21 protein-coding genes and 1 pseudogene are annotated in these 19,836 nt (G+C 44.4%); 16 read left to right on the forward strand and 6 right to left on the reverse strand.

Annotated elements, in window-relative coordinates:
* Positions 1 to 154: 154 nt before the first annotated feature.
* Positions 155 to 961 carry a TlyA family RNA methyltransferase gene (locus MiAbW_RS08435; protein WP_151695733.1) on the reverse strand — a complete coding sequence of 269 codons (807 nt, stop codon included), beginning with the start codon at positions 959 to 961 and terminating at the stop codon, positions 155 to 157.
* A 139-nt stretch (positions 962 to 1,100) separates the two neighbouring features.
* Here MiAbW_RS08435 and MiAbW_RS08440 point away from each other — a divergent pair, with 139 nt between their 5' ends.
* Together MiAbW_RS08440 and MiAbW_RS08445 are read left to right on the forward strand one after the other, a co-directional pair.
* Complete coding sequence (locus MiAbW_RS08440; RefSeq protein WP_151695734.1) at positions 1,101 to 1,322, forward strand: hypothetical protein; 222 nt, start codon at positions 1,101 to 1,103, stop codon at positions 1,320 to 1,322.
* Positions 1,323 to 1,398: 76 nt separating this feature from the next.
* The gene (locus MiAbW_RS08445; RefSeq protein WP_151695735.1) at positions 1,399 to 1,845 is read left to right on the forward strand and encodes a hypothetical protein; all 447 of its coding nucleotides are present in this window, start codon (positions 1,399 to 1,401) and stop codon (positions 1,843 to 1,845) included.
* A 33-nt stretch (positions 1,846 to 1,878) separates the two neighbouring features.
* On the opposite strand, the gene MiAbW_RS08450 is transcribed toward MiAbW_RS08445, so the two are convergent.
* Positions 1,879 to 2,190 (reverse strand): DUF4164 family protein, encoded by a 312-nt coding sequence (locus tag MiAbW_RS08450; protein WP_151695736.1) that lies wholly within the window; start codon positions 2,188 to 2,190, stop codon positions 1,879 to 1,881.
* Positions 2,191 to 2,252: 62 nt separating this feature from the next.
* Positions 2,253 to 2,483 carry a helix-turn-helix domain-containing protein gene (locus MiAbW_RS08455; RefSeq protein WP_016516364.1) on the reverse strand — a complete coding sequence of 77 codons (231 nt, stop codon included), beginning with the start codon at positions 2,481 to 2,483 and terminating at the stop codon, positions 2,253 to 2,255.
* Between the two features lie 263 nt (positions 2,484 to 2,746).
* Here MiAbW_RS08455 and ldpA point away from each other — a divergent pair, with 263 nt between their 5' ends.
* From ldpA to MiAbW_RS08500, 9 genes are all read left to right on the forward strand, one after another.
* On the forward strand, positions 2,747 to 3,748 hold the full coding sequence (gene ldpA, locus MiAbW_RS08460) for a circadian clock protein LdpA (RefSeq protein ID WP_151695737.1): 1,002 nt from the start codon (positions 2,747 to 2,749) through the stop codon (positions 3,746 to 3,748).
* A 51-nt stretch (positions 3,749 to 3,799) separates the two neighbouring features.
* A complete protein-coding gene (locus MiAbW_RS08465; RefSeq protein WP_151695738.1) occupies positions 3,800 to 5,611 on the forward strand; it encodes a R3H domain-containing nucleic acid-binding protein in 1,812 nt (603 codons plus the stop codon).
* A gap of 11 nt (positions 5,612 to 5,622) precedes the next feature.
* Positions 5,623 to 7,029, forward strand: coding sequence for a hypothetical protein (locus MiAbW_RS08470; RefSeq protein ID WP_151695739.1), 1,407 nt, complete (start codon positions 5,623 to 5,625; stop codon positions 7,027 to 7,029).
* A 77-nt stretch (positions 7,030 to 7,106) separates the two neighbouring features.
* Positions 7,107 to 7,922 (forward strand): Cof-type HAD-IIB family hydrolase, encoded by an 816-nt coding sequence (locus MiAbW_RS08475; protein WP_151695740.1) that lies wholly within the window; start codon positions 7,107 to 7,109, stop codon positions 7,920 to 7,922.
* Between the two features lie 122 nt (positions 7,923 to 8,044).
* Entirely contained in the window at positions 8,045 to 8,779 is a 735-nt protein-coding gene (locus MiAbW_RS08480; protein WP_151695741.1) for a dienelactone hydrolase family protein, read from the forward strand.
* A gap of 96 nt (positions 8,780 to 8,875) precedes the next feature.
* Entirely contained in the window at positions 8,876 to 9,733 is an 858-nt protein-coding gene (locus MiAbW_RS08485; protein WP_151695758.1) for a S1 RNA-binding domain-containing protein, read from the forward strand.
* Positions 9,734 to 9,857: 124 nt separating this feature from the next.
* Positions 9,858 to 10,700 carry a DUF6671 family protein gene (locus tag MiAbW_RS08490; protein ID WP_151695742.1) on the forward strand — a complete coding sequence of 281 codons (843 nt, stop codon included), beginning with the start codon at positions 9,858 to 9,860 and terminating at the stop codon, positions 10,698 to 10,700.
* 13 nt (positions 10,701 to 10,713) lie between these two features.
* Positions 10,714 to 11,373, forward strand: a complete 660-nt coding sequence (locus MiAbW_RS08495; protein WP_151695759.1) for a class I SAM-dependent methyltransferase — start codon at positions 10,714 to 10,716, stop codon at positions 11,371 to 11,373.
* A 25-nt stretch (positions 11,374 to 11,398) separates the two neighbouring features.
* Positions 11,399 to 12,262, forward strand: a complete 864-nt coding sequence (locus MiAbW_RS08500; RefSeq protein ID WP_151695743.1) for an NAD(P)-dependent oxidoreductase — start codon at positions 11,399 to 11,401, stop codon at positions 12,260 to 12,262.
* A gap of 400 nt (positions 12,263 to 12,662) precedes the next feature.
* On the opposite strand, the gene MiAbW_RS08505 is transcribed toward MiAbW_RS08500, so the two are convergent.
* On the reverse strand, positions 12,663 to 13,013 hold the full coding sequence (locus MiAbW_RS08505) for a DUF760 domain-containing protein (protein WP_151695744.1): 351 nt from the start codon (positions 13,011 to 13,013) through the stop codon (positions 12,663 to 12,665).
* Between the two features lie 229 nt (positions 13,014 to 13,242).
* Complete coding sequence (scpB, locus tag MiAbW_RS08510; protein ID WP_151695745.1) at positions 13,243 to 13,761, reverse strand: SMC-Scp complex subunit ScpB; 519 nt, start codon at positions 13,759 to 13,761, stop codon at positions 13,243 to 13,245.
* Between the two features lie 61 nt (positions 13,762 to 13,822).
* On the opposite strand from scpB, the gene MiAbW_RS08515 reads away from it, so the two are divergent.
* The gene (locus MiAbW_RS08515; protein WP_151695746.1) at positions 13,823 to 14,635 is read left to right on the forward strand and encodes an inositol monophosphatase family protein; all 813 of its coding nucleotides are present in this window, start codon (positions 13,823 to 13,825) and stop codon (positions 14,633 to 14,635) included.
* 271 nt (positions 14,636 to 14,906) lie between these two features.
* Positions 14,907 to 15,671 carry an ABC transporter ATP-binding protein gene (locus MiAbW_RS08520; protein ID WP_151695747.1) on the forward strand — a complete coding sequence of 255 codons (765 nt, stop codon included), beginning with the start codon at positions 14,907 to 14,909 and terminating at the stop codon, positions 15,669 to 15,671.
* 59 nt (positions 15,672 to 15,730) lie between these two features.
* Here the strand turns inward: MiAbW_RS08520 and MiAbW_RS08525 are convergent, their stop codons facing one another.
* Positions 15,731 to 16,009: a hypothetical protein gene (locus tag MiAbW_RS08525; RefSeq protein ID WP_002735949.1), complete on the reverse strand. Its 279-nt coding sequence runs from the start codon at positions 16,007 to 16,009 to the stop codon at positions 15,731 to 15,733.
* A gap of 305 nt (positions 16,010 to 16,314) precedes the next feature.
* On the opposite strand from MiAbW_RS08525, the gene MiAbW_RS08530 reads away from it, so the two are divergent.
* The 3 genes and pseudogenes from MiAbW_RS08530 to MiAbW_RS08540 all read left to right on the forward strand — a co-directional run bounded on the left by MiAbW_RS08530 (position 16,315) and on the right by MiAbW_RS08540 (position 19,703).
* Positions 16,315 to 18,627, forward strand: a complete 2,313-nt coding sequence (locus MiAbW_RS08530; protein ID WP_151695748.1) for a transglutaminase TgpA family protein — start codon at positions 16,315 to 16,317, stop codon at positions 18,625 to 18,627.
* A gap of 425 nt (positions 18,628 to 19,052) precedes the next feature.
* A pseudogene (locus MiAbW_RS08535) lies at positions 19,053 to 19,300 on the forward strand (hypothetical protein).
* A gap of 103 nt (positions 19,301 to 19,403) precedes the next feature.
* Positions 19,404 to 19,703 (forward strand): putative toxin-antitoxin system toxin component, PIN family, encoded by a 300-nt coding sequence (locus MiAbW_RS08540; protein ID WP_238707224.1) that lies wholly within the window; start codon positions 19,404 to 19,406, stop codon positions 19,701 to 19,703.
* Positions 19,704 to 19,836 lie beyond the last annotated feature (133 nt).

A 19,836-nucleotide genomic window follows, 5' to 3' on the forward strand; every position in this document is an offset into this window, starting at 1 on the left:
GTCTATTTTTTTCTCTCTTATCTTCCTTGAAAAACCCTATATATATGGGCGCACGGATTCCCATCATACATAAACTATAAAGCAAGTCTCGCCATTTGTCAAGGGTTTTCTGAAAATCTCCCCCTCTCCCCACTTCCTTGAGAAAATACCTAGTTTAAAACTGTTTGATCGCTGCTTGAGTAATTTCTGCGATCGCTGCTAAACTGGGACTAACTTGGCCGTTATCGGTGGATAACCAGAGAAGATACTCGACGTTACCCGCAGGTCCGGTAATGGGAGACCAAGTTAAACCCCGATAGAACCATCCTAAGACTTCGGCGGCCTGTAAAACCTGAAAAATTGCCGATGCTTGGTCTTGATGGTCGCGAACTACCCCTTTTTTGCCGACTTTTTCCCGTCCCACCTCGAATTGGGGTTTGACCAATAAAATCGCCTCTCGCGGTGGATTTAATAGCGTCCACAGGGTCGGCAAAACTTTGGTCAGAGAAATAAAAGACAGATCCATGACCGCTAAATCGGCGGGTTTTTCCTGTCCATATAACTTTTCTGGGTTTAAATAGCGAAAATTAGTTCTTTCTAGTAAAATAACTCGTTTATCCTGCCGTAAACTCCAGGCTACTTGTCCATAACCCACATCGACCCCATAAACCCGTTTTGCCCCTTTTTGCAAGAGACAATCGGTAAATCCCCCCGTGGAAATGCCTCCATCTAAACAAATGCGATCGCTGACATCGATGGCAAACAATTCTAAGGCCTTGGCTAATTTTTCGCCCCCCCTTGACAAATAGGGCAGTTTCTGCTTAATCTCGATCGCCGCTTCTGGATCGATTTCTGTGGCCGGTTTATCGATGATTTGATGATTGACTTTCACTTCTCCAGCGCGAATTAATCGCTGTGCCTGTTGACGGGAATCACAGAGATTTTTGGCTACTAATAATAAATCTAATCTTTGTTTCGGCAAGGAAGGCCTCCCAATAATCAGCGCCTAATTCTAAAAAATACCTTATTTTTCCCCAAGCAATCCCAGAAGGAAGATTATAAGTAAAGATAGGGACAAGCGGAACCCATCAGCTAAATTTTCGCTGCCATCCCGATATTTTATGGATAAAGATACTCGATTCGCCATTTTGGTCATTGGCATCCCCTTTCTAGGACTAGCTTACTGTGGCTTGATTTTTGCCGTGATGATTTATTGGGGCTGGGGCCGGGAACATCCCGTGACCATGGCCACTTTTTTTGTCCTTGCTCCTTCTTTGATTTCTGGCTCTATTTGGCTGTTAGCTTCCTATAAAGCCCGTCAAAAGCAGCGTTTGGGTTTATAGTTGAATGTAGAGGCCGATGGCATTCGTCCAAAAAGAATCAATAGGATAAAAAATGACCGCTTACATTTAAAAACGTATGATTAAATTTTTATCATCGACTGTCCTGATTGCCGCACAACTAACAGCGATCGCGCCTAGTGCTGTCTCCCAACCTTACACATTAACAGGATCGATCGAGGTTTGGGAAGGGTTGCGAGTGCTTACTTCTGTGCCTTCTGGTCAACGCTGGCAATACGGTAATCTTTGTGCAACTGATCGAGCTTTTAAAGATATCTATGATGGGCAGTCAGTCGTGATTAGAAATGCTAACGATACCATCGTGGCGATCGGTAAACTAGGAGAAGGGAGATTTAATCAAAGTCAAGATTCTTCGTTGTGGACTTGCACATTTAAATTTTCCGTACCTAATGTACCAGAATCACCTTTTTACACTATATCGGTCGGGGGAAGAAAACCGCTCGCCTTAACCCTTGAAGACCTAAAAGCAAGGAACTGGATTTTAGAATTTACATTAAGTCTTTAGTGTCAACCTCGGACTAACCGATGGCGATCGCTGTCAGGGATTGGGAAAAAAACAAAAAAGTTTAGCAGCCCCTCCTAAAATGGCGACAACTAGGGCGATAAAAATTCCCCGGTTGGTAAATTCCTGATAAGCAACCCGTGTCGTTAGTCCTTTAATTTCCGTAGTTAGTCGCTCATCTAAAGCTTTAATGTCCCCTCTGATCTCCGATTGTCCTATTTCTACTTTGGTTAACCGTTCATCGATTTTGTCGAATTTTTGATTGACATCTCTTTGTAGGGAGTCTATTTTCCCCTCGATCCTTGTCAGAACAGCTTCTAGGGAATAAGTAACGGTTTCGTTAGCCATTTTCTGTCTCCTATATTTGCTTTAATTGCGATCGCTGGTGAGATTGGGGATACCTAAATATGTCAGTTGTCTTGGCATGGTGCGATCGCTCCAGCTAGTTGTGCAAGTGAGCAGTTAAGGGATTGACATAGCTTTAATGTTTGAGATGGGTTCATTCTCGGTTCCCTGTAGCCTGTTTCCCAATTGCTTACGGTTTGCACTGTCACACCTAACCGTTCCGCTAGTTTTCTTTGAGTTAACCCAGCGTTCTCCCGTAATTTCTGCATACGCTGTCCTAGTTCCCTATCAGTCACTATATCTCAAAAATCATCTAAAAATACTGTTGACATTATATAACTATCATTATATGCCAAAGGTATGGGAAAAGCGACTGCCCCAAGGCCTATCAGTGCGATCGCTGACTTGCTGCTAACAAAACAATGAAGTTGTTGAATAAATCGGTTTTACTTACCGTTTCTGACTTAGTGCGTCCAAGAAGAATCAATAATCAGTCTTTAGTCAGAATCAGAGCAGCACAAGGCTGACGTTTAGGGGGTGGCTGCGATAGGATAAAAAAGTGCTAGATAAAAACTCCTCTCCCTTGCAGTCCTTAGTTGCGGGTCACTGGTTCAAGCTCATCTGTGGAGCTAGTTACCAAGATTTGCCCACGATTCGCAACCTCGCTTTGACCTATACTATCGCCGGGGCCGATTGTATTGATGTGGCCGCCGATCGATCGGTGATCCTTGCGGCCAAAGAAGGCATCGAAACTGCCGAAAAAATTGCCGGATTCTCGCAAAATCGACGACCTTGGTTAATGGTCAGTCTCAATGACGGGGAAGATCCCCACTTTCGTAAAGCTGTCTTTAACCCGCAACTCTGTCCGGTCGATTGTCCCCGTCCCTGCGAAAAAATCTGTCCCGCTTATGCTATTGATGAAGGGGGAGTGATTGAACAGCGCTGTTATGGTTGCGGTCGTTGCTTACCCGTTTGTCCCCCGCAAATAATCGAGACCAGATCCCGTGTCTGTCAACCCGCAGAAATTATCCCCTTAATTATCGAAATGGGAGTAGATGCGATCGAAATTCATACCCAAGTCGGTCATGGGGAGGAATTTGCTCGACTCTGGCAAGCGATCGCACCTTTAACTAAAAACTTAAAAATCCTGGCCATAAGTTGCCAAGATCATGAGTATATCATTGATTACCTCCACTATCTGCGAGAAACCATTTCACCCCTAAGCTGTCCTCTGATTTGGCAGACGGACGGCCGACCGATGAGCGGCGATATCGGCAAAGGAACCACCCACCCGGCGATTAATATGGCCAAAAAAGTCCTCTCCGACAATCTAGCTGGATTTGTCCAGTTAGCTGGGGGAACCAATGACCACACCGTGACCAAATTAGAACAACTGGGACTGAGAGAAAAAATCGCTGGTATTGCCTATGGAAGTTACGCCCGTTCATTGATTTTGCCAATTTTAGAGCATTTAGACCAGCCTAACCTTGAAAATGACCCGCAAGCCTACTCAAAAGCCGTTAAAGCCGCTTCTATGGTGGTTGCTCAATTAAAAGCCTAGCCTTGGTCAAAAAACTATAATATTTTTTTAATTGACAACTAACCCTTAAATGTGTTAGACCCCAAGAAAATCTCGGACATAAAAACAGCCAATTATCGTCAAAACCTTTTATTATTAATGCCAGAAACCCTACCCTCCTCTCGGATGCCAGTGACCGACGATTTAAACAAACTCTTGGCAATTCTACCAGCGCGGATTCGCGGCAAAATCGAGGAACAGCCGCGGCAGCATCAACTGATCGAAGTAGTTATGGATTTGGGACGCATACCAGAAGCCCGTTTTCCCGATGGGGCGATCGATCTGGGGGACGAACCGATCTCAAAAGAAGAAATCCAGTATTCGATCGCCCGGGTGGGCAGTTTTAGCGGCGATAATCGCGCCGGGATTGAACGCACCCTACACCGCATCAGTGCCATTCGCAATCGAGACGGGGAAATTATCGGTTTAACCTGTCGTATCGGTCGGGCCGTTTTCGGTACGATCACCCTGATTAACGACCTAGTGGAAACGGGAAAGTCCCTGCTGCTGCTCGGTCGTCCAGGGGTAGGGAAAACCACGGCCTTACGGGAAATAGCCCGAGTTTTAGCCGACGATCTCAATAAACGGGTAGTGATTATCGACACCTCCAACGAAATCGCCGGGGATGGAGATATTCCCCATCCGGCCATCGGTCGCGCTCGTCGGATGCAGGTAGCCCGTCCGGAATTGCAGCATCAAGTCATGATCGAAGCGGTGGAAAACCATATGCCAGAGGTGATCGTGATTGATGAGATCGGTACGGAATTAGAAGCTCTGGCCGCTCGCACGATCGCCGAAAGAGGAGTGCAGTTAGTGGGAACCGCTCACGGCAATCAATTAGAAAATTTAATTAAAAACCCGACCTTATCGGATTTAGTCGGGGGAATTCAGGCAGTAACTCTCGGAGACGAAGAAGCACGCCGCCGGGGTTCCCAGAAGACCGTTTTAGAACGCAAAGCACCGCCCACCTTTGACATTGCCATCGAAATGTTGGAACGTCAGCGCTGGGTCATCCACGAGGACGTATCCACCACGATCGACCAACTGCTGCGGGGACGGGAAGCAATTGCCCAAATCCGTTGGGTAGATGAGGAGGGAAAAGTACAAGTCACTCAGGAAGAACCAAAACCGGAAAACCTCACCCCTTTGCGCGGCAATTATCTGCCGGAAATGGATAAACCCAAGGGATGGCGGGCCGATGGCCGGATGACTCCCGTGGACCGTTTTGGTGCGGGCCCCCTCAACCGGGAAAACGATTTTGATCGCCTCCTCGAACAATCTTGGCTACAGGAAGAACCGGAAACGGAAAAAGTCCGCGTCCCTGGTCCCAATGGCGAAGATTGGCCGGTTTATGTCTATCCCTACGGAGTTAGTCGCGCCCCGATCGAACAGGTAGTACAGGCCCTAGATTTGCCGATCGTGTTAACCAAAGATTTACAGGCGGCCGACGCGGTGCTGGCCCTGCGTTCCCACGTTAAAAATCAGTCAAAATTGCGTCAAATTGCCAAAGTAAGACAAATTCCCATCCACGGCATCAAATCCAACACCCTGCCCCAAATTTCTCGCGGTTTAAAGCGGATTTTGGGCGTTGATGACCCGATGAATCAGGAAGGCGCGGATCTGCGTTTATTTGCCCGCAGCGGTAGTGATGACGAGATCGAAGCTTTGGAGGAGGCCCGGTTAGCGGTGGAACAAATCGTTATTCCCACTGGCCAACCGGTGGAGTTACTGCCCCGATCGGCGAAAGTGCGGAAAATGCAGCACGAATTAGTGGAACATTACCGTCTCCAATCCGATAGCTTCGGAGAGGAACCGAATCGCCGTATTCGCATCTATCCAGCTTAGGAGTCAGGAATTTGAAGCGACGCACGTTAATTATTATAGGTACAGGGGCGGCGATCGGTACGGTGGCCGCCCTGATTATCCGTCGTCCCGAATCGGCGACGGAATTGCGGGCTAAAATGCCCCTGGCTGAAAGAATTAAGCTCTGTCTCGATCTGGCTAAGATTAAACTAGCTACCACGATCGACTATGTTGATCGTTATGCCCGTCGAAGAATTCTCTATCCCTATCTTACCCATCCAGAGCCATCGGGTTTTAACTTCTTCAATTGGCTACGGAGGGGGAATAGTCCCACCCCTGGCACTTGGAAGTTAGCAAAGGCCAATTTTTGGGCAGCAGGGGCTTTTCCTGCTTTATTATGGAAAATGGCTGATTTAGAATCAAACCCTGTGGATGCGGCCGTTTGGGCTACTGCTGCGAAAAAATGGAGCGATCCCTTAAAAGAAGCGAGTTTGAAGAACAAAGACATCGCTCTTAATAATGTACTGGTGTTTGCTCCTTGGTTTGAGTCGGGACAAGGCCAAGAAAAACAGGCAGCCTTAGAGATAACTTTACAGGGAGCCAGACAACTAACGCAGAGTTATCACACCGATATCGGGACTTTTGGCTGGTTACGCAAGGCCGATCGCACCGATCAGCAAGAACATTGGCAGGTTTTTATGGATCATACGATCAATATAGAACAACTGCTCTGGCCAAGTCTCCACAATCCTGACCCCAAGGAAGCAAAAGATTGGCAAGAAAAGGCCCTTTCCCACATCCGCACCATTAGCCGCACCTTTGGGGCTAACCGCCGCCCGGGTAAAACGGGAACTTGGCAAAGAGGGTATTTTGATCAAAATGTCAACTCTCCCACCTATAGAAATTTCTTATTTAATGAAGGAAAACAGGGCTGGCGCGATGATAGCACTTGGTCCAGGGGTCAAGCTTGGTTTATTTATGCTGCCACGACGGCCTATGTTTACACCAGCGATCCAGAAATGTTAACCATTGCCAAGGATGCCATTAATTATTATCTGGAAAATTTGCCCGATCGCTGGCCCGGTGAGCAAAGACGCGCCGGAGATTTTATCCCCCCTTGGGACTTCGATTATGCCTTGCAAAAAAATGCCGCTACGGAAAAGGATTCTTCGGCAGCAGCGATCGCTGTGGCGGGTATGATTCGCTTATTAAAAGCTTTACCCAGCAGCGATCCTAGTTATGGAACCTATCGAGAGGCGATCGATAATACTCTCTTGAATTTGACTTCTTTTGAGTATTTTCCTGACGAAACCGCCCCAGAGATGAGTCTATTACGTCATGGCTGTTATCATCATCCCGCATCGATCCGACCCAGCCAAGTCTATGATACGGGTTTAATTTGGGGAGACTTCTTTTTTATCAATGCTTTGGCTGAATACCAAGATTTACCCGATACTTAACAGACTACTTAATTCTTACCCTTTTTGATGGGGGAAGTGGCAAACTATTAACTGTTACCGTTGAATGGGAAAAGACTGTGGATATTCGCTTAATCGTTGTCGATGTGGATGGAACGATCGCCGGTGATAACAATCAGGTTAATCCGGCTGTGGTGCAAGCTGTCTCGGCCGTCCAAAAAAAAGGGATTCCCGTCGCTATTGGCACTGGTAGGATGTACCGCTCGGCTTTACGCTTTCATCAACGCCTTAAATCCACTTTACCTATAATTGCTTACAATGGCGCTTGGATTCAAGATCCTGTTTCCCAAGTTCACCATCGACATACCCCCATTTCCCCCGACTTGGCGATCAATCTTTTAGATTATCTCGAACAACCCCAATGGAAAGAGAAAATCTCCCTTAATTTTTATATGGACGATGTGCTTTATGTGCGGCAATTGAACGCGGAAACGGAATTCTATCGCCAGCGATCGGGTATTATTGCCGAAGCAGTGGGAGATTTACGCAAAGTAGCCCACAAAACCACTAAAATCCTGGCCATGGGGGAAGATAAGCAATTTATCGCCGAGATTTGGCAGCATTTACAGCAACGCTATCAAAATCAAGATTTATACTTTACTCAATCGAGTCCGACTTTTTTTGAAGTTACCCACGTTGAGGCTACCAAGGGAAGCGCTGCCAAATTTTTGGCCGAAGATATCCTAGGATTACAACCGCAAAACGTCATGGCGATCGGTGATAATTTTAATGATGTTTCTATGCTCACCTACGCAGGTGTCGGTGTCGCCATGGGTAATGCTCCCCAAGGTGTTAAGGAGCAAGCCGATTGGGTTGCCCCCAGTGTAGACTCAAATGGGGTGGCCGCGGCCTTGGCAAAGTTTGTTTTAATTTGAGGAATGGGGAAGTGCGGGAATGGGGAAGTGCGGGAATTTTAACTAAAACCCTAACACCCTACAATCCTACAGCCCTAACACCCCGACACCCTAACACCAATTCGCTTTTCACCGAGAAAATTATGACTATTAATACGCAAACTGTTACGATTTCCAACAAGGATATTGACATAGATGCTTATTTAGCCATTCCCGATCGAGTGGGAATTTATCCGGCAATTATCGTGATTCAGGAAATATTCGGCGTAAACGACCATATTCGCGATGTCACCCGCAGAATTGCCCAAGAAGGCTATATAGCGATCGCTCCTGCTATTTATCAGCGATTTGCTCCAGGTTTTGAAACGGGGTACAGTATGGCAGATATCGAAATCGGTCGTCAGTACAAAGAACAAACCAAAGCAGCCGAATTAATCAGCGATATCCAAGCCACCATCGATTATCTTTATAGTTTGCCACAGGTGCAAAAAACTGGTGTCGGCACGATCGGTTTTTGTTTTGGTGGTCATGTGGTTTATGTTGTCTCCACTCTAGAGGATATCAAAGTTACTGCCTCTTTTTACGGTGCGGGAATCACCACGGCAACCCCTGGGGGTGGCCAAGCGACAGTGAAGGTGACTCCCCAAATCAAAGGGACAATCTACGCATTTTTCGGGATGTTAGATGCCAGTATTCCTCAAAAGCAAGTGGATGAGATAGAAAACGCATTAACCCGTTATCAAATCCCCCATCGAGTTTTCCGCTATGAAAACGCCGACCATGGCTTTTTCTGCGACCAAAGAGCTAGTTATAATGCTAAGGCGGCCAAATCTGCCTGGGGTCATGTGCTAGAGTTATTTAGCCTTCTTAAATCTTAATGGTCTGACCCCTCAAGCTTCAGCTTACACTGGAAGCAGCTCAAAATCACACTTGTAACCATTCTATTTATCATGACACCGAACCCAGCCTTTTCCATGGACGATTTTGCCAAAGCTCTTGATCAATACGATTATCAATTTGAAAAAGGGCAGATCGTGCGCGGGAGAGTCGATCAACACACCTCCGATGGAGCATACATCGATATTGGCGGCAAATCCTCCGCTTTTATTCCTTTAAGAGAAATTTCCCTGGAAAATGTTACTTCTATTGCTGAAGCTTTACCCATAGGTGCAGAATTCGATTTTCTGATTACCCGTGGACAGGATGCGGAAGGACAAGTTACCCTCTCTCTGCGGCAATTATTACTACAAAAAGCTTGGGAAAATGTCAGGGAAATTTCTGAAAGTGGCAAGTCGGTGCAGCTGCGCGTCACGGGAGTGAATAAGGGAGGGGTGACGGGAGAGGTGGAAGGATTAAAAGGATTTATCCCTCGCTCCCATTTAATCGAAAAAAACGATTTAGATTCCCTGATCGGACAACTTTTAACCGCAACTTTTATTCAAATCGATCAAGAAAATAATAAATTAGTTTTATCTCAACGAGAAATTGCTCGCGCTAACGCTATCAGTCAGTTAGCTGTGGGTAAATTATTAAGTGGCACCGTGGTTAAATTACAACCCTACGGTGTTTTTGTCGATTGCGGTGGAGTGACGGGATTACTCCATGCTAAACAGGTGACGGGAGCCTCTTTTAATTCTCCTATGACTTTCTTTAAAGTTGGTCAACCAATTCAAGTGGTAGTTGCGGAAATTGACGAATATAAAAACCGCATTTCCCTATCTACGAAAATCCTCGAAGCGCACCCCGGGGAAATTCTCGAAAACTTTGCAGAAGTCATGGAAACAGCAGCAGAAAGATTAAAACAAGCTCAGGAAAAAACCCCAGAAAGTTAGTGTAGGGTGGGTTAGGCGACAATAATTTAGATGTTTTACCACCTATTTAGTATTCGCCGTAACCCACCATCAGTCATCAGTTATATTTGTCTCCTGTTGATCGTCTCCTTTTTACTTGACAAAGATGTTTCAAGATCGGATAGCAATTTTAGGGACTATGCACGGAAAAGAGCGGGTAATAGCGCCGATTTTAGAGGAAAAAATAGGTCTCAAGGTGATTGTATCCGATAATTTTAATACCGATCGCTTTGGCACTTTTACCCGAAATATTAAGCGCATCGGAACACAAATTGAAACCGCTCGCAGGAAAGCACAAGAAGCGATCGAGCTTTCGGGATACGATCTCGGAATTGCCAGTGAGGGTAGTTTTTATCCCTATCCCAACTTGCCGTTAGTTTCCTGTAATCGTGAATTGATTTTATTGCTCGATCGAGTCCATAATCTAGAAATAATTGGTCAAGCAATAGTCACGGAAACCAATCACGCTCACCAAACCGTAACTAATCTAGCAGCTGCTTTAGAATTTGCCGAAAAAATCGGGTTTCCTAGTCATGGGTTAGTGGTGATGTTTGATAAAAATTCTTTCGACTCCGAGCAGATTTTTAAGGGAATTACTGACGAGAAAAATTTCGTTAAAATTGTTGAAGATATTCTTGACAAAAACGGCAAAGTACACCTAGAAACCGATATGCGCGCTATGCACAATCCCACGCGGATGAAAGCAATTGCAGCAGCGACAGCAAATCTGGTTCAAAAACTCAATCAATTATGTCCTAATTGTGGTTGTCCGGGGTTTGATATTATCGAAAGAAAAGCGGGTTTACCCTGTGGTTTATGTCACTTTCCCACCTCTTTGATGAAACTGGAACTATACGGTTGTCAAAGCTGTGATTATCGAGAGGAAAAACTCTTTCCCAACGGTGAAAAAACCGCCGATCCGATGTATTGTGAATATTGTAATCCTTAAAGATAGCCTTTCTATGGAAAGAATTTTAGAACCAGAAGTGATGGATGATCGGGAAGAAGCGATCGAATATGATGCCATGGACTTCACGGAAGTTAATACTAATTTTGCTAAAGAAGCCGTACAATTGGCTGGTATTAATGCTAGGGTGTTAGATGTGGGAACTGGTACCGCGCGCATTCCGATTATGCTCAGTCAACTACGTCCCCAATGGCAAATTATCGCTATTGATCTGGCCGATTCTATGTTAGAAATTGGTCAAAAAAATATCCTTAATGCTAACTGTCAAGAACAAATCAAATTGGAGAAAGTTGATGGAAAAAATCTTCCCTACCAATCCGAGCAATTTGATTTAGTTATTTCTAATAGTTTAATCCATCATCTCGAAAATCCTCTACCTTTTTTACAGGAAATTAAGCGAGTTTTAAAACCCAATGGTGGCATATTTTTAAGAGATTTATTCCGTCCCGATTCCGAGGAAATAATTAAGGGGATGGTGAGAGAAATCGATCCTAATTTTTCTCCCCGACAAGCGCAACTATTTAAAGATTCTCTCCATGCCGCTTTTACCCTAGCAGAAATCGCCGATTTAATCCAGCAATCGGGATTAAAAAATGTTAAAACTTATCAGTCTTCCGAACGTCATTGGACAGCTATAAAAACAAGTAAAAATTAATCACTAAATCAGGAAAAATTGAGTTATGAAAGTTGGATTTTTGGGAACAGGATTAATGGGAACGCCAATGATAGAAAGATTATTAAATCAGAAAATTCCTGTTATTGCCTATAATCGCACATTGGAAAAATTGACACCTTTACAGCAGTTAGGAGCCAAAACAGTTAGCTGCCCTGAACAAGTTATTCAAGAGGCAGATTGTCTAATTTTAATGTTAACTAATGCTGCCGCTATTCAAGAGGTTTTAGGATTAAATTACGAGCAATCTAACTTCAATAATCGGACTATTATCCAGATGGGAACTATTGCTCCTTCTGAAAGTAAACAACTGCGAGATCAAATTGTGGCTAAAGGGGGAGAATATCTAGAAGCACCCGTGTTAGGAAGTATTCCCGAAGCTAAAAATGGGACTCTTTTAGTTATGGTGGGAGCAACGGAAAAACAGTTCCATCAATGGTCAAATTTATTAGCCAATTTTGGTCAAGAACCGATGTTAATCGGGGCAGTGGGAACCGCTGCGGCGTTAAAATTAGCTTTAAATCAATTAATTGCTTCTCTAACCAGTGCTTTTGCTTTGAGTTTAGCTTTTTTATCCCAACAAGGAGTAGATATAGAAAAGTTCATGACTATCCTGCGTCAAAGTGCCTTATATGCGCCTACTTTTGACAAAAAATTAACCAGAATGTTAGAAGAAAATTATGCTAACCCTAACTTTCCCACTAAACATTTACTCAAAGATGTTAATCTCTTTTTAGAGGAATCGGAGAAGTTAGATTTAACCAGTTTTCCCCTAACAGGAGTACAGCGCCTTCTGGAAAAAGCTTTAGAAATGGGATTCGCAGAGCAAGATTATTCAGCTTTATACGGGGCACTGAAAAAAGAATTATAAACTGCTTGGCAACATCAAAAAGATTCTCTTTGGTTTGTCTAGTCGGACAACTGATACTAAATCCGTTAAGTATAGGCTACTTATAAGGACAGGCAAAAGGCAAGAGGGGAAATAAATAATCAGTTTTTAATAACTGGATTTAGTGTGATAGGAGAAAAACTGGTAAAAGGCTTTAAATTTTCCTTAAGCTTTGTTGGGGTAGCCAGAAGAGGGGTTTAGAGTGGGGAGTGATGGAATTTTGGGCATATTTTCCTATGACGCTGACTGAATTTGGATTATTAGCGGGTTTACTTGTCCCTGGTATCCTGCTCTCGATTTTGGTGATGGTGAGTTTTGCCAAAGGGGGCTAAAAACCGATAGAGACACCGATGAAAGTGTCTCTATCTTTTTGGGGTGAAGATTAATCTATTTTTGTTTTTTTGCCTAATTTAATTGATTCTGTAGCTAACAAAATTGATTCTAAATGATGGCGCTTCTCCACTTGACCGAGGAAATAACCTGTCATCATCGCTGAAGCGAGAAGATTAGCCAAATTCTCGCGGTCGGTGGTAATTTGTACCGCAAAATCCTCTGATGGCAACATTCCCACCAATCCCCTGACGTTTTGCGAGATAATATCTTTAATTTCGCTACTGACCGATTGGGCTATTCTCTCAAGGGTTTCAGGACGCTGCTGCTGGAGATACTGCATCAGACAGTTATCATTTTGTTCTTCGGTTTCCCAGGGAAAAAAATCAGGATTAAAAGTCATCAGAACTCCCACGCTGTAGTGGTTATTGGGTTTAGGTTAACAAATCGCTCTTCTTGATTGCCTGAAGTCCCCCCATCTTCTTCAAGTTTAGCTCAGTAATCAGAAACATTTACCCTTAATATAGCGTTTCTCACATCTGTGTGGCACACTTAAACCTTTGCTGATTAAGCTTTTCAACATCGATAATGTACCTTTTGGGAACAGGAAACGCTATATACTCTCTCTCTCCTTATTCCTGATCAGTAGGTTCCAGAATACCCTGTTCTCTAAGATTGTCAACCTCGAAATATTGATGAAATTTGTCGGTTACTTCTAACCAGTACGATCTACCTTCGTTTTGCTTGCGTTTTCTCACAAATCCTCGTTCTACCAAGTCCTGAACCTGTTGATAGGCCGTACTGCCCCGTAAATTAATTAAATCCGCTTGCAAAATCGGTTCTTTTATTGCGATCGCTGCTAAAGTGCGGAGGGTTCCTGTGCCTAATTCGGCCGGGATCAGGTCTTCGATCAAATTCTGATAAGCTGACCGCAATTGTAAACTATAACCGAGGGGGGTTTCCACCACTTCCAAGGCACTATCCCGGTGGGCATAATCCGACATTAACTCGATCATAGCATCTTCCACCGTCAAGCGATCGCTGTTGGTTAATGTCACCATCTCGGTTAAGGGGACAGGCTGCCCTTTTAGGTAAAGTATCGCTTCTAGACGGGTAGCTAGTCTGATCTCCTGGTGGGCTTCCGCGCTCAATCTCGACTACCTAAGTTTAGACACTAAGTTAATATTTTACTAGAAGACGAACGAGAAAATTATGGAAACTTTTTGGAGTCAGGTTTTAGACTTTTGTTATCAGGCTACCGGCCAAGTGGGCGATCGCTTACTGGCTGATTTTGGCAAATTACAGGCCACCAACAAAGCAGACGGGACTTTAGTGACGGCTGCCGACCGTTGGTCCGATGGCGAATTGCGATCGCTAATTGCCCGCACTTTCCAGGATCATGGAGTCTTAACCGAGGAAACTACCCATATTTTCCCGGATCAAGAATGGTGTTGGGTCGTGGATCCGATCGACGGCACGACTAATTTTACTCGCGGTATTCCCATCTGGGGCATTTCCCTGGGACTTCTCTACCGGGGGACTCCCGTGTTCGGATTTGTTTATTTCCCCTGCCTGAAACAGGCCTATTATGGTTATTGGTACGGTGAGACGGGTTTAACCGGTCCAGAGGGGGCCTACTGCAACGGTCAACCGATTCACACCAGCGACGATTTTCCCAGCAAAAATCATCTGTTTAATCTCTGCGCTCGTAGTACAGATGTATTCAAAAACCCCTTTCCCTGCAAAGTGCGGATGATAGGAGTAGCTAGTTATAATCTGCTTTTGGTGGCCGATGGCACTGTCTTGGGAGGAGTGGAAGCAACCCCAAAAGTCTGGGATATTGCCGCAGTTTGGGCAATTCTACAGGCCGCAGACGGGGTATTTATCTCTTTAGGAGAAAAGATTTTTCCCTTACAGGTGGGGGAAAATTATAGTGATCAATCCTATCCCTGTTTAGCCGTGGCTCGATCGAATTTAGCACCGGTTTTCTTGCCTCTGGTCGGTTTTCTCAAGGATGTTGCTTGAATGGAGAATTGCTCAGGTTAGAATAGCTGCATTTATTGGTTTTATCTCTATTTAGGGCTGGCTGAATAATGGTAAAACCCTTTTAAAATAAGGCTTTTGACCTGTTAGAATCCGATGTTCATGCTGCGAAAATCGGATTGGGAATCTCAAAAACCTTGCATTATCCTTCTTGTAGTACATAAATTGGTACGAGGGCGACAAAGCCTGAAACGACCGGCTACTGACTCCTAACCGCACCAACAAACTTTTTGCCGCAAACCCTATTTATTTCATGAGTTTTGATACTTCCTCTCTCAGCGAACGCAACGATAAAGCCGAAGTCTATCAGCAAGTAATTATTCGCCTCGAAAATGTGTCTAAAATCTACGGCAGTGGCGAAACCATGGTTAAAGCACTCAATAACGTCAATTTAAGCCTAAAAAAAGGGGAATATTGCGCTATTATGGGGGCTTCGGGTTCGGGAAAATCCACGGCCATGAATATTATCGGCTGTCTTGATCGTCCCACCTCGGGGTCCTATTATCTAGAAAATCTCGACGTTTCCACGCTGCCGGATGGGGATTTAGCTCAGATTCGCAATCGTAAAATCGGCTTTGTTTTCCAGCAATTCCATCTTTTACCCCAGATGAGTGCGCTGGAAAATGTCATGTTACCGATGATTTATGGTGGGGTTCCTCCCCAGGAAAGAAAGGAAAGAGCGATCGCTGCTTTAACGAAGGTAAAATTGGATAATCGACTGCACAATAAACCCAATCAATTATCGGGGGGACAACAGCAGCGCGTCGCTATTGCTAGGGCAATTGTCAATCAACCCATATTATTACTTGCCGATGAACCGACGGGGGCGCTAGACTCGAAAACTACCCAAGAGGTGATGGCTATTTTCTCGGAATTGAATAACAGTGGAATTACTATCGTCATGGTAACTCATGAGGCCGATGTGGCGCGTCATTCTGGGCGCATTATTTGGTTTAAAGATGGTGAAGTGGTTTATCCTAATCTCGCACCGACGGATTTACATGAGGTGATTGGGTAGGGTGGGGATTTTTCAGTTATTAGTGAAAAGAAAACGACAACTTCCTAATTAGATCGCTGTTAGGGATTGGGAAGAAAACCAAAAAGTTTAGCTGCCCCTCCTAAAATGGCAACAACCAAAGCGATTAGAATCCCTCGATTGGTAAATTCCTGATTAGCGACTCTTGCAGTTAATCCTTTAATTTCTGTGGTTAGTCGCTCATCTAGGGCTTTAATCTCCCCTTTTAACTCCGATTGTCCTATCTCTAGCTTGTTAACATCCCTTTGTAGAGAGTCTATTTTCCCCTCGATCCTTGTCAGAACAGCTTCTAGGGAATAAGTCACGGTTTCGTTAGACACGAGCTAAACTCCTATATTTTGCTATGTTGCGATCTCCTAATCTTCTTTAGGAGCGATTGCTCTAGTGGTGTCCTATTCTAATAATACTAAATCCGGTTATTAAAAACTGATTATTTATTTCCCCTTTTGCCGTTCGGCGGTTCGGCGGTTCGACTGAGCGTTCGACAAAAGCTCACCGAACGTCCGCAGTCTCACCGTCGAACCCTGACGACCGATGTATCAAATCCACTTTACCCCATGCAGCGATCGAGATTAGAACTGGGAAATATAAAATTAACTTCTTTGTCCTTCTTTCAATTTACCCTATGGTTAGCAGTGCCACTCGTCCAAGACCTTCCTTAAAAACCCTCTGGCAAAAGATAGAGTCTTCTCCCTTGCCAGAAACCGAGGAATCGATTATTTTAAGAATTCTGGTGCAAGCTTTAGTAATCGTGGGTATTATCGCCACCGATGTGGCTACCGATAGTTATACCAGTATTTGGGCGGTTCCTCTCAGTATTATCGGCGGAATCTGGAGTTGGCGACGCAGGAAAAAGCGCAATATTGGGGCAAAATTTTGTATAGCGATCGGAATGTTGGTAGTGTTGGCGCTATTCTTGGGTAATATCGTTGCGATGCAGGATAGTCGCATTGCCTTAACACAATTATTAATTCAACTGCAAATTCTCCATAGTTTTGACCTGCCCCGACGCAAAGATTTAGGGTATTCTATGGTAATCGGTTTAATTCTCTTGGGAGTCGCTGGGACAATCTCCCAAACCCTCGCTTTTGCGCCTTGGTTAATCATCTTTCTGCTTTTAGCCCTACCTACCCTAGTTTTAGACTATCGTTCTCGTTTAGGTTTAGATAATCTCAATCAGAGTCTCCCTTTCTTCCCAAGGAAACCCCTGCGTCTAGCCACAAAAAAATTAGTTTCCCCGCAAAATTCCCCCCTTTCTCCCAGACGTTTTGGGATTTTCTTTCTGACAATTCTCCTCTTGGGATTGACAATTTTTGCTCTGATGCCACGTTTTCCGGGTTATCAAATTCAATCTTTTCCCGTCAATAGTCCAGGAGGTATGGAAAATCAGGATTTTGAACAGGGAGACAGACAAATCGTTAACCCTGGCTATGTGCGCGAGGGTGAAACGGGGAATGGTGGCGTAAATAGCGGTAATAGTCCCACTACAGGGTCAGGACAGCTAGATCCTACCTTTTATTACGGTTTTAACAGCCAAATGAACCAAAATTTGCGGGGAAGTATGACTCCCCAGATAGTCATGCGGGTACGTTCTCAAGCCCCCGGATTCTGGCGCGCCATGGCGTTCGATCGCTATACTGGTCAAGGGTGGCAAATCTCGCGAGATCAAGAAGTAGAGGATTTAAATCGCAATCGTTGGTCCTATCGCTTTTTTCTGCCGCTGCCCGCAACCCAGGCCAAAACCCATCAGGTAGTCCAAAGTTATAGCATTGTCTCCAGTTTACCGAATATTATCCCTGCTCTTACTTCGCCTCAGTTTCTCTTTTTTCCTACCCGACAGGTATCTTTAGACCGAGAAAATAGCTTAAGGTCGCCAGGGGGATTAGCGGAAGGGCTAACTTATACTGTAATCTCACAAGTGCCGGAACGCAATCGCAGCCAATTGCGATCGGCCCCAGAAACTTATCCTAAGGCTATTCTCAACTATTATTTGCAAATTCCTGCTGAAATTGCCCCGAAAGTCCGCCGAAAAACCGAGGAATTGCTGGCCAAATCTCCCAAACCTTTAACCTCTCCCTACGAGAAGGCCCTCTATTTGGCCCAAGCATTAAAGCAAAACTACGAATTAAAAGCCGATTTGCCCTTTTTAGCCGAAAATGAGGATTTAGTCTCGGCCTTTTTGTTTCGTTTTCAGGGGGGTTACGCCGATCATTTTTCCACCGTGTTAACGATTATGTTACGCTCGATCGGTATTCCTGCCCGATTAGCCACCGGTTTTGCTCCTGGCCAGTTTAATCCTTTCACTGGCTTTTATGTTGTCCAAAATACGGACGCTTACGCCATCACAGAGGTGTTTTTCCCTGGTTACGGTTGGTATGCTTTCGATCCTATCCCGGGCCACGAATTAATTCCCCCATCCTTTGAGGAAGCGGAACCTTTTAGCGTCCTCAAGCAATTTTGGCAATGGGTAGCGGGATGGTTGCCCTCCCCAGTCACGGGTTTTCTCGGTCTGATTTGGGAAAATGTTATCGTTACTATCGGTCAGTTATTGGCCTGGTTATGGCGCTTTATTTCCGGCAGTCTTTTCGGGGGAATTCTCGGCGGTTTAGTGGGGGTCGTCTTCGCTTACGCTGGTTGGTTAGGATGGGGACAGTTCCATCGTTGGCGTCGGGGTCGCAAGTTGTCTAAACTACCACCGATCGAGCGTTTATACCAGCAAATGTTAGGAATCTTAACAGAAGCTGGTTATGGCAAACATCCCGCTCAAACCCCTTTAGAATACGCCGCCGCCGCCCGCAGCGTCCAACCGCCGCCAGTGGCGAATATTATCGAGGAGATTGCTTGCGCCTACGTTGATTGGCGTTATGGCGGGAAATCGGCTAATATCGAGAGTTTACGCCAACGTTTTCGAGAGTTGCCCAAGCTAGTGAAAAAGTGAGCTTGAGCCTATAGTTAGGGTTTGCGGCAAAAAGTTTTTCAGCAAATCCTAAATAACAGAAAACGGGTTTCTTTAAGAAACCCGTTTTCTAGACAAACCTGACTCCAATAGCAAATTAGGTTACACTTCATCTTGATGAGAAAGGCTATGAACAAGACTATGTTAAGAAATGTAATCAAGTCCGAAACCCTTACTGTTGCCTTGTCTGCACAGTTAACTTTATTTTTGTCCGACTACCGATAATTCTCAGCCAGCAATTTAAGTAGGGAGGCACAATTATTTGTAGGATAGGTTAGCGGTAGCGTAACCCATCGGGGCGTTGGGTTTCATGCTTCAACCGTTCGGCAAAAGCTCACGGCCGAAGCCCAACCTACGTTCATCTTATATTTAATTCCACCCACCCACTAAACCAAGAAAATATAATTATGACAAACTATCAAACAGAAATCCAAATCAAAGTCCCTTTAGATGTTGCTGAAACTTATTGGAATGCAACGGAAGAAGAGCGTCAAAAAATAGAAAAAAAATCGCTTTTTATGTTCAATCTTCAAATTTATCTAGAAAAGAATCTCTGGACAAATTATATAAAACGATGGATACTATTGGACAAAAAGCACAAGAGAGAGGATTAAACCCTGAAATTTTAGAATCTCTCTTAAATGAAGATGACTAGACGCTTTGTTATCGATACCAATATTATTATCAGTTCTGTTTTATCGCCCAAGAGTAAACCCAATACTGCTTTTTAAAAAGCGCAACAATTAGGAATCATCATCGTGTCCCCTGCCACTTGGCAAGAACTGGAAAGTGTCTTATCGCGACCAAAATTTGGCCGCTATATTAGTCTTGAAGAGCGTCAACAATTTTTCTTAGACTTTTCTGAAACTGTGGAATTTATTTTAAATATGGAATTCAGAACGGATATTTGCCGAGATCCTAAGGATAATAAATATTTAGAATTAGCCGTTAATGGTCAAGCAGAATCGATCATTACAGGAGATCAAGATTTACTCATTTTACATCCTTTTCTGTCTATCAATATTGTTACAGTTAATGATTTTTTATTCAACAAGTAAATTCATTATAGCGGGTTTCAGTTGAATGAGGTACAGCATGGATGACTAGGTAGGCTCTTTAAAAGGGGTATCGCAATAGCAACAATGGGTAAACCAGTGATGGATGTCTCGCAATGTAATCTGACTAAAGGCT

This window comes from Microcystis aeruginosa NIES-4325, from assembly GCF_008974145.1.
Lineage (GTDB): Bacteria > Cyanobacteriota > Cyanobacteriia > Cyanobacteriales > Microcystaceae > Microcystis > Microcystis aeruginosa_G.

Excerpts from the sequence above, each read along its gene's own strand:
- MiAbW_RS08440 (WP_151695734.1), top strand. The coding sequence starts at position 1,101 with ATGGATAAAGATACTCGATTCGCCATTTTGGTCATTGGCATCCCCTTT.
- MiAbW_RS08445 (WP_151695735.1), top strand. The coding sequence starts at position 1,399 with ATGATTAAATTTTTATCATCGACTGTCCTGATTGCCGCACAACTAACA.
- MiAbW_RS08450 (WP_151695736.1), bottom strand. The coding sequence starts at position 2,190 with ATGGCTAACGAAACCGTTACTTATTCCCTAGAAGCTGTTCTGACAAGG.
- MiAbW_RS08480 (WP_151695741.1), top strand. The coding sequence starts at position 8,045 with ATGACTATTAATACGCAAACTGTTACGATTTCCAACAAGGATATTGAC.
- MiAbW_RS08485 (WP_151695758.1), top strand. The coding sequence starts at position 8,876 with ATGGACGATTTTGCCAAAGCTCTTGATCAATACGATTATCAATTTGAA.
- MiAbW_RS08490 (WP_151695742.1), top strand. The coding sequence starts at position 9,858 with ATGTTTCAAGATCGGATAGCAATTTTAGGGACTATGCACGGAAAAGAG.
- MiAbW_RS08495 (WP_151695759.1), top strand. The coding sequence starts at position 10,714 with ATGGAAAGAATTTTAGAACCAGAAGTGATGGATGATCGGGAAGAAGCG.
- MiAbW_RS08500 (WP_151695743.1), top strand. The coding sequence starts at position 11,399 with ATGAAAGTTGGATTTTTGGGAACAGGATTAATGGGAACGCCAATGATA.
- MiAbW_RS08505 (WP_151695744.1), bottom strand. The coding sequence starts at position 13,013 with ATGACTTTTAATCCTGATTTTTTTCCCTGGGAAACCGAAGAACAAAAT.
- MiAbW_RS08515 (WP_151695746.1), top strand. The coding sequence starts at position 13,823 with ATGGAAACTTTTTGGAGTCAGGTTTTAGACTTTTGTTATCAGGCTACC.
- MiAbW_RS08520 (WP_151695747.1), top strand. The coding sequence starts at position 14,907 with ATGAGTTTTGATACTTCCTCTCTCAGCGAACGCAACGATAAAGCCGAA.
- MiAbW_RS08530 (WP_151695748.1), top strand. The coding sequence starts at position 16,315 with ATGGTTAGCAGTGCCACTCGTCCAAGACCTTCCTTAAAAACCCTCTGG.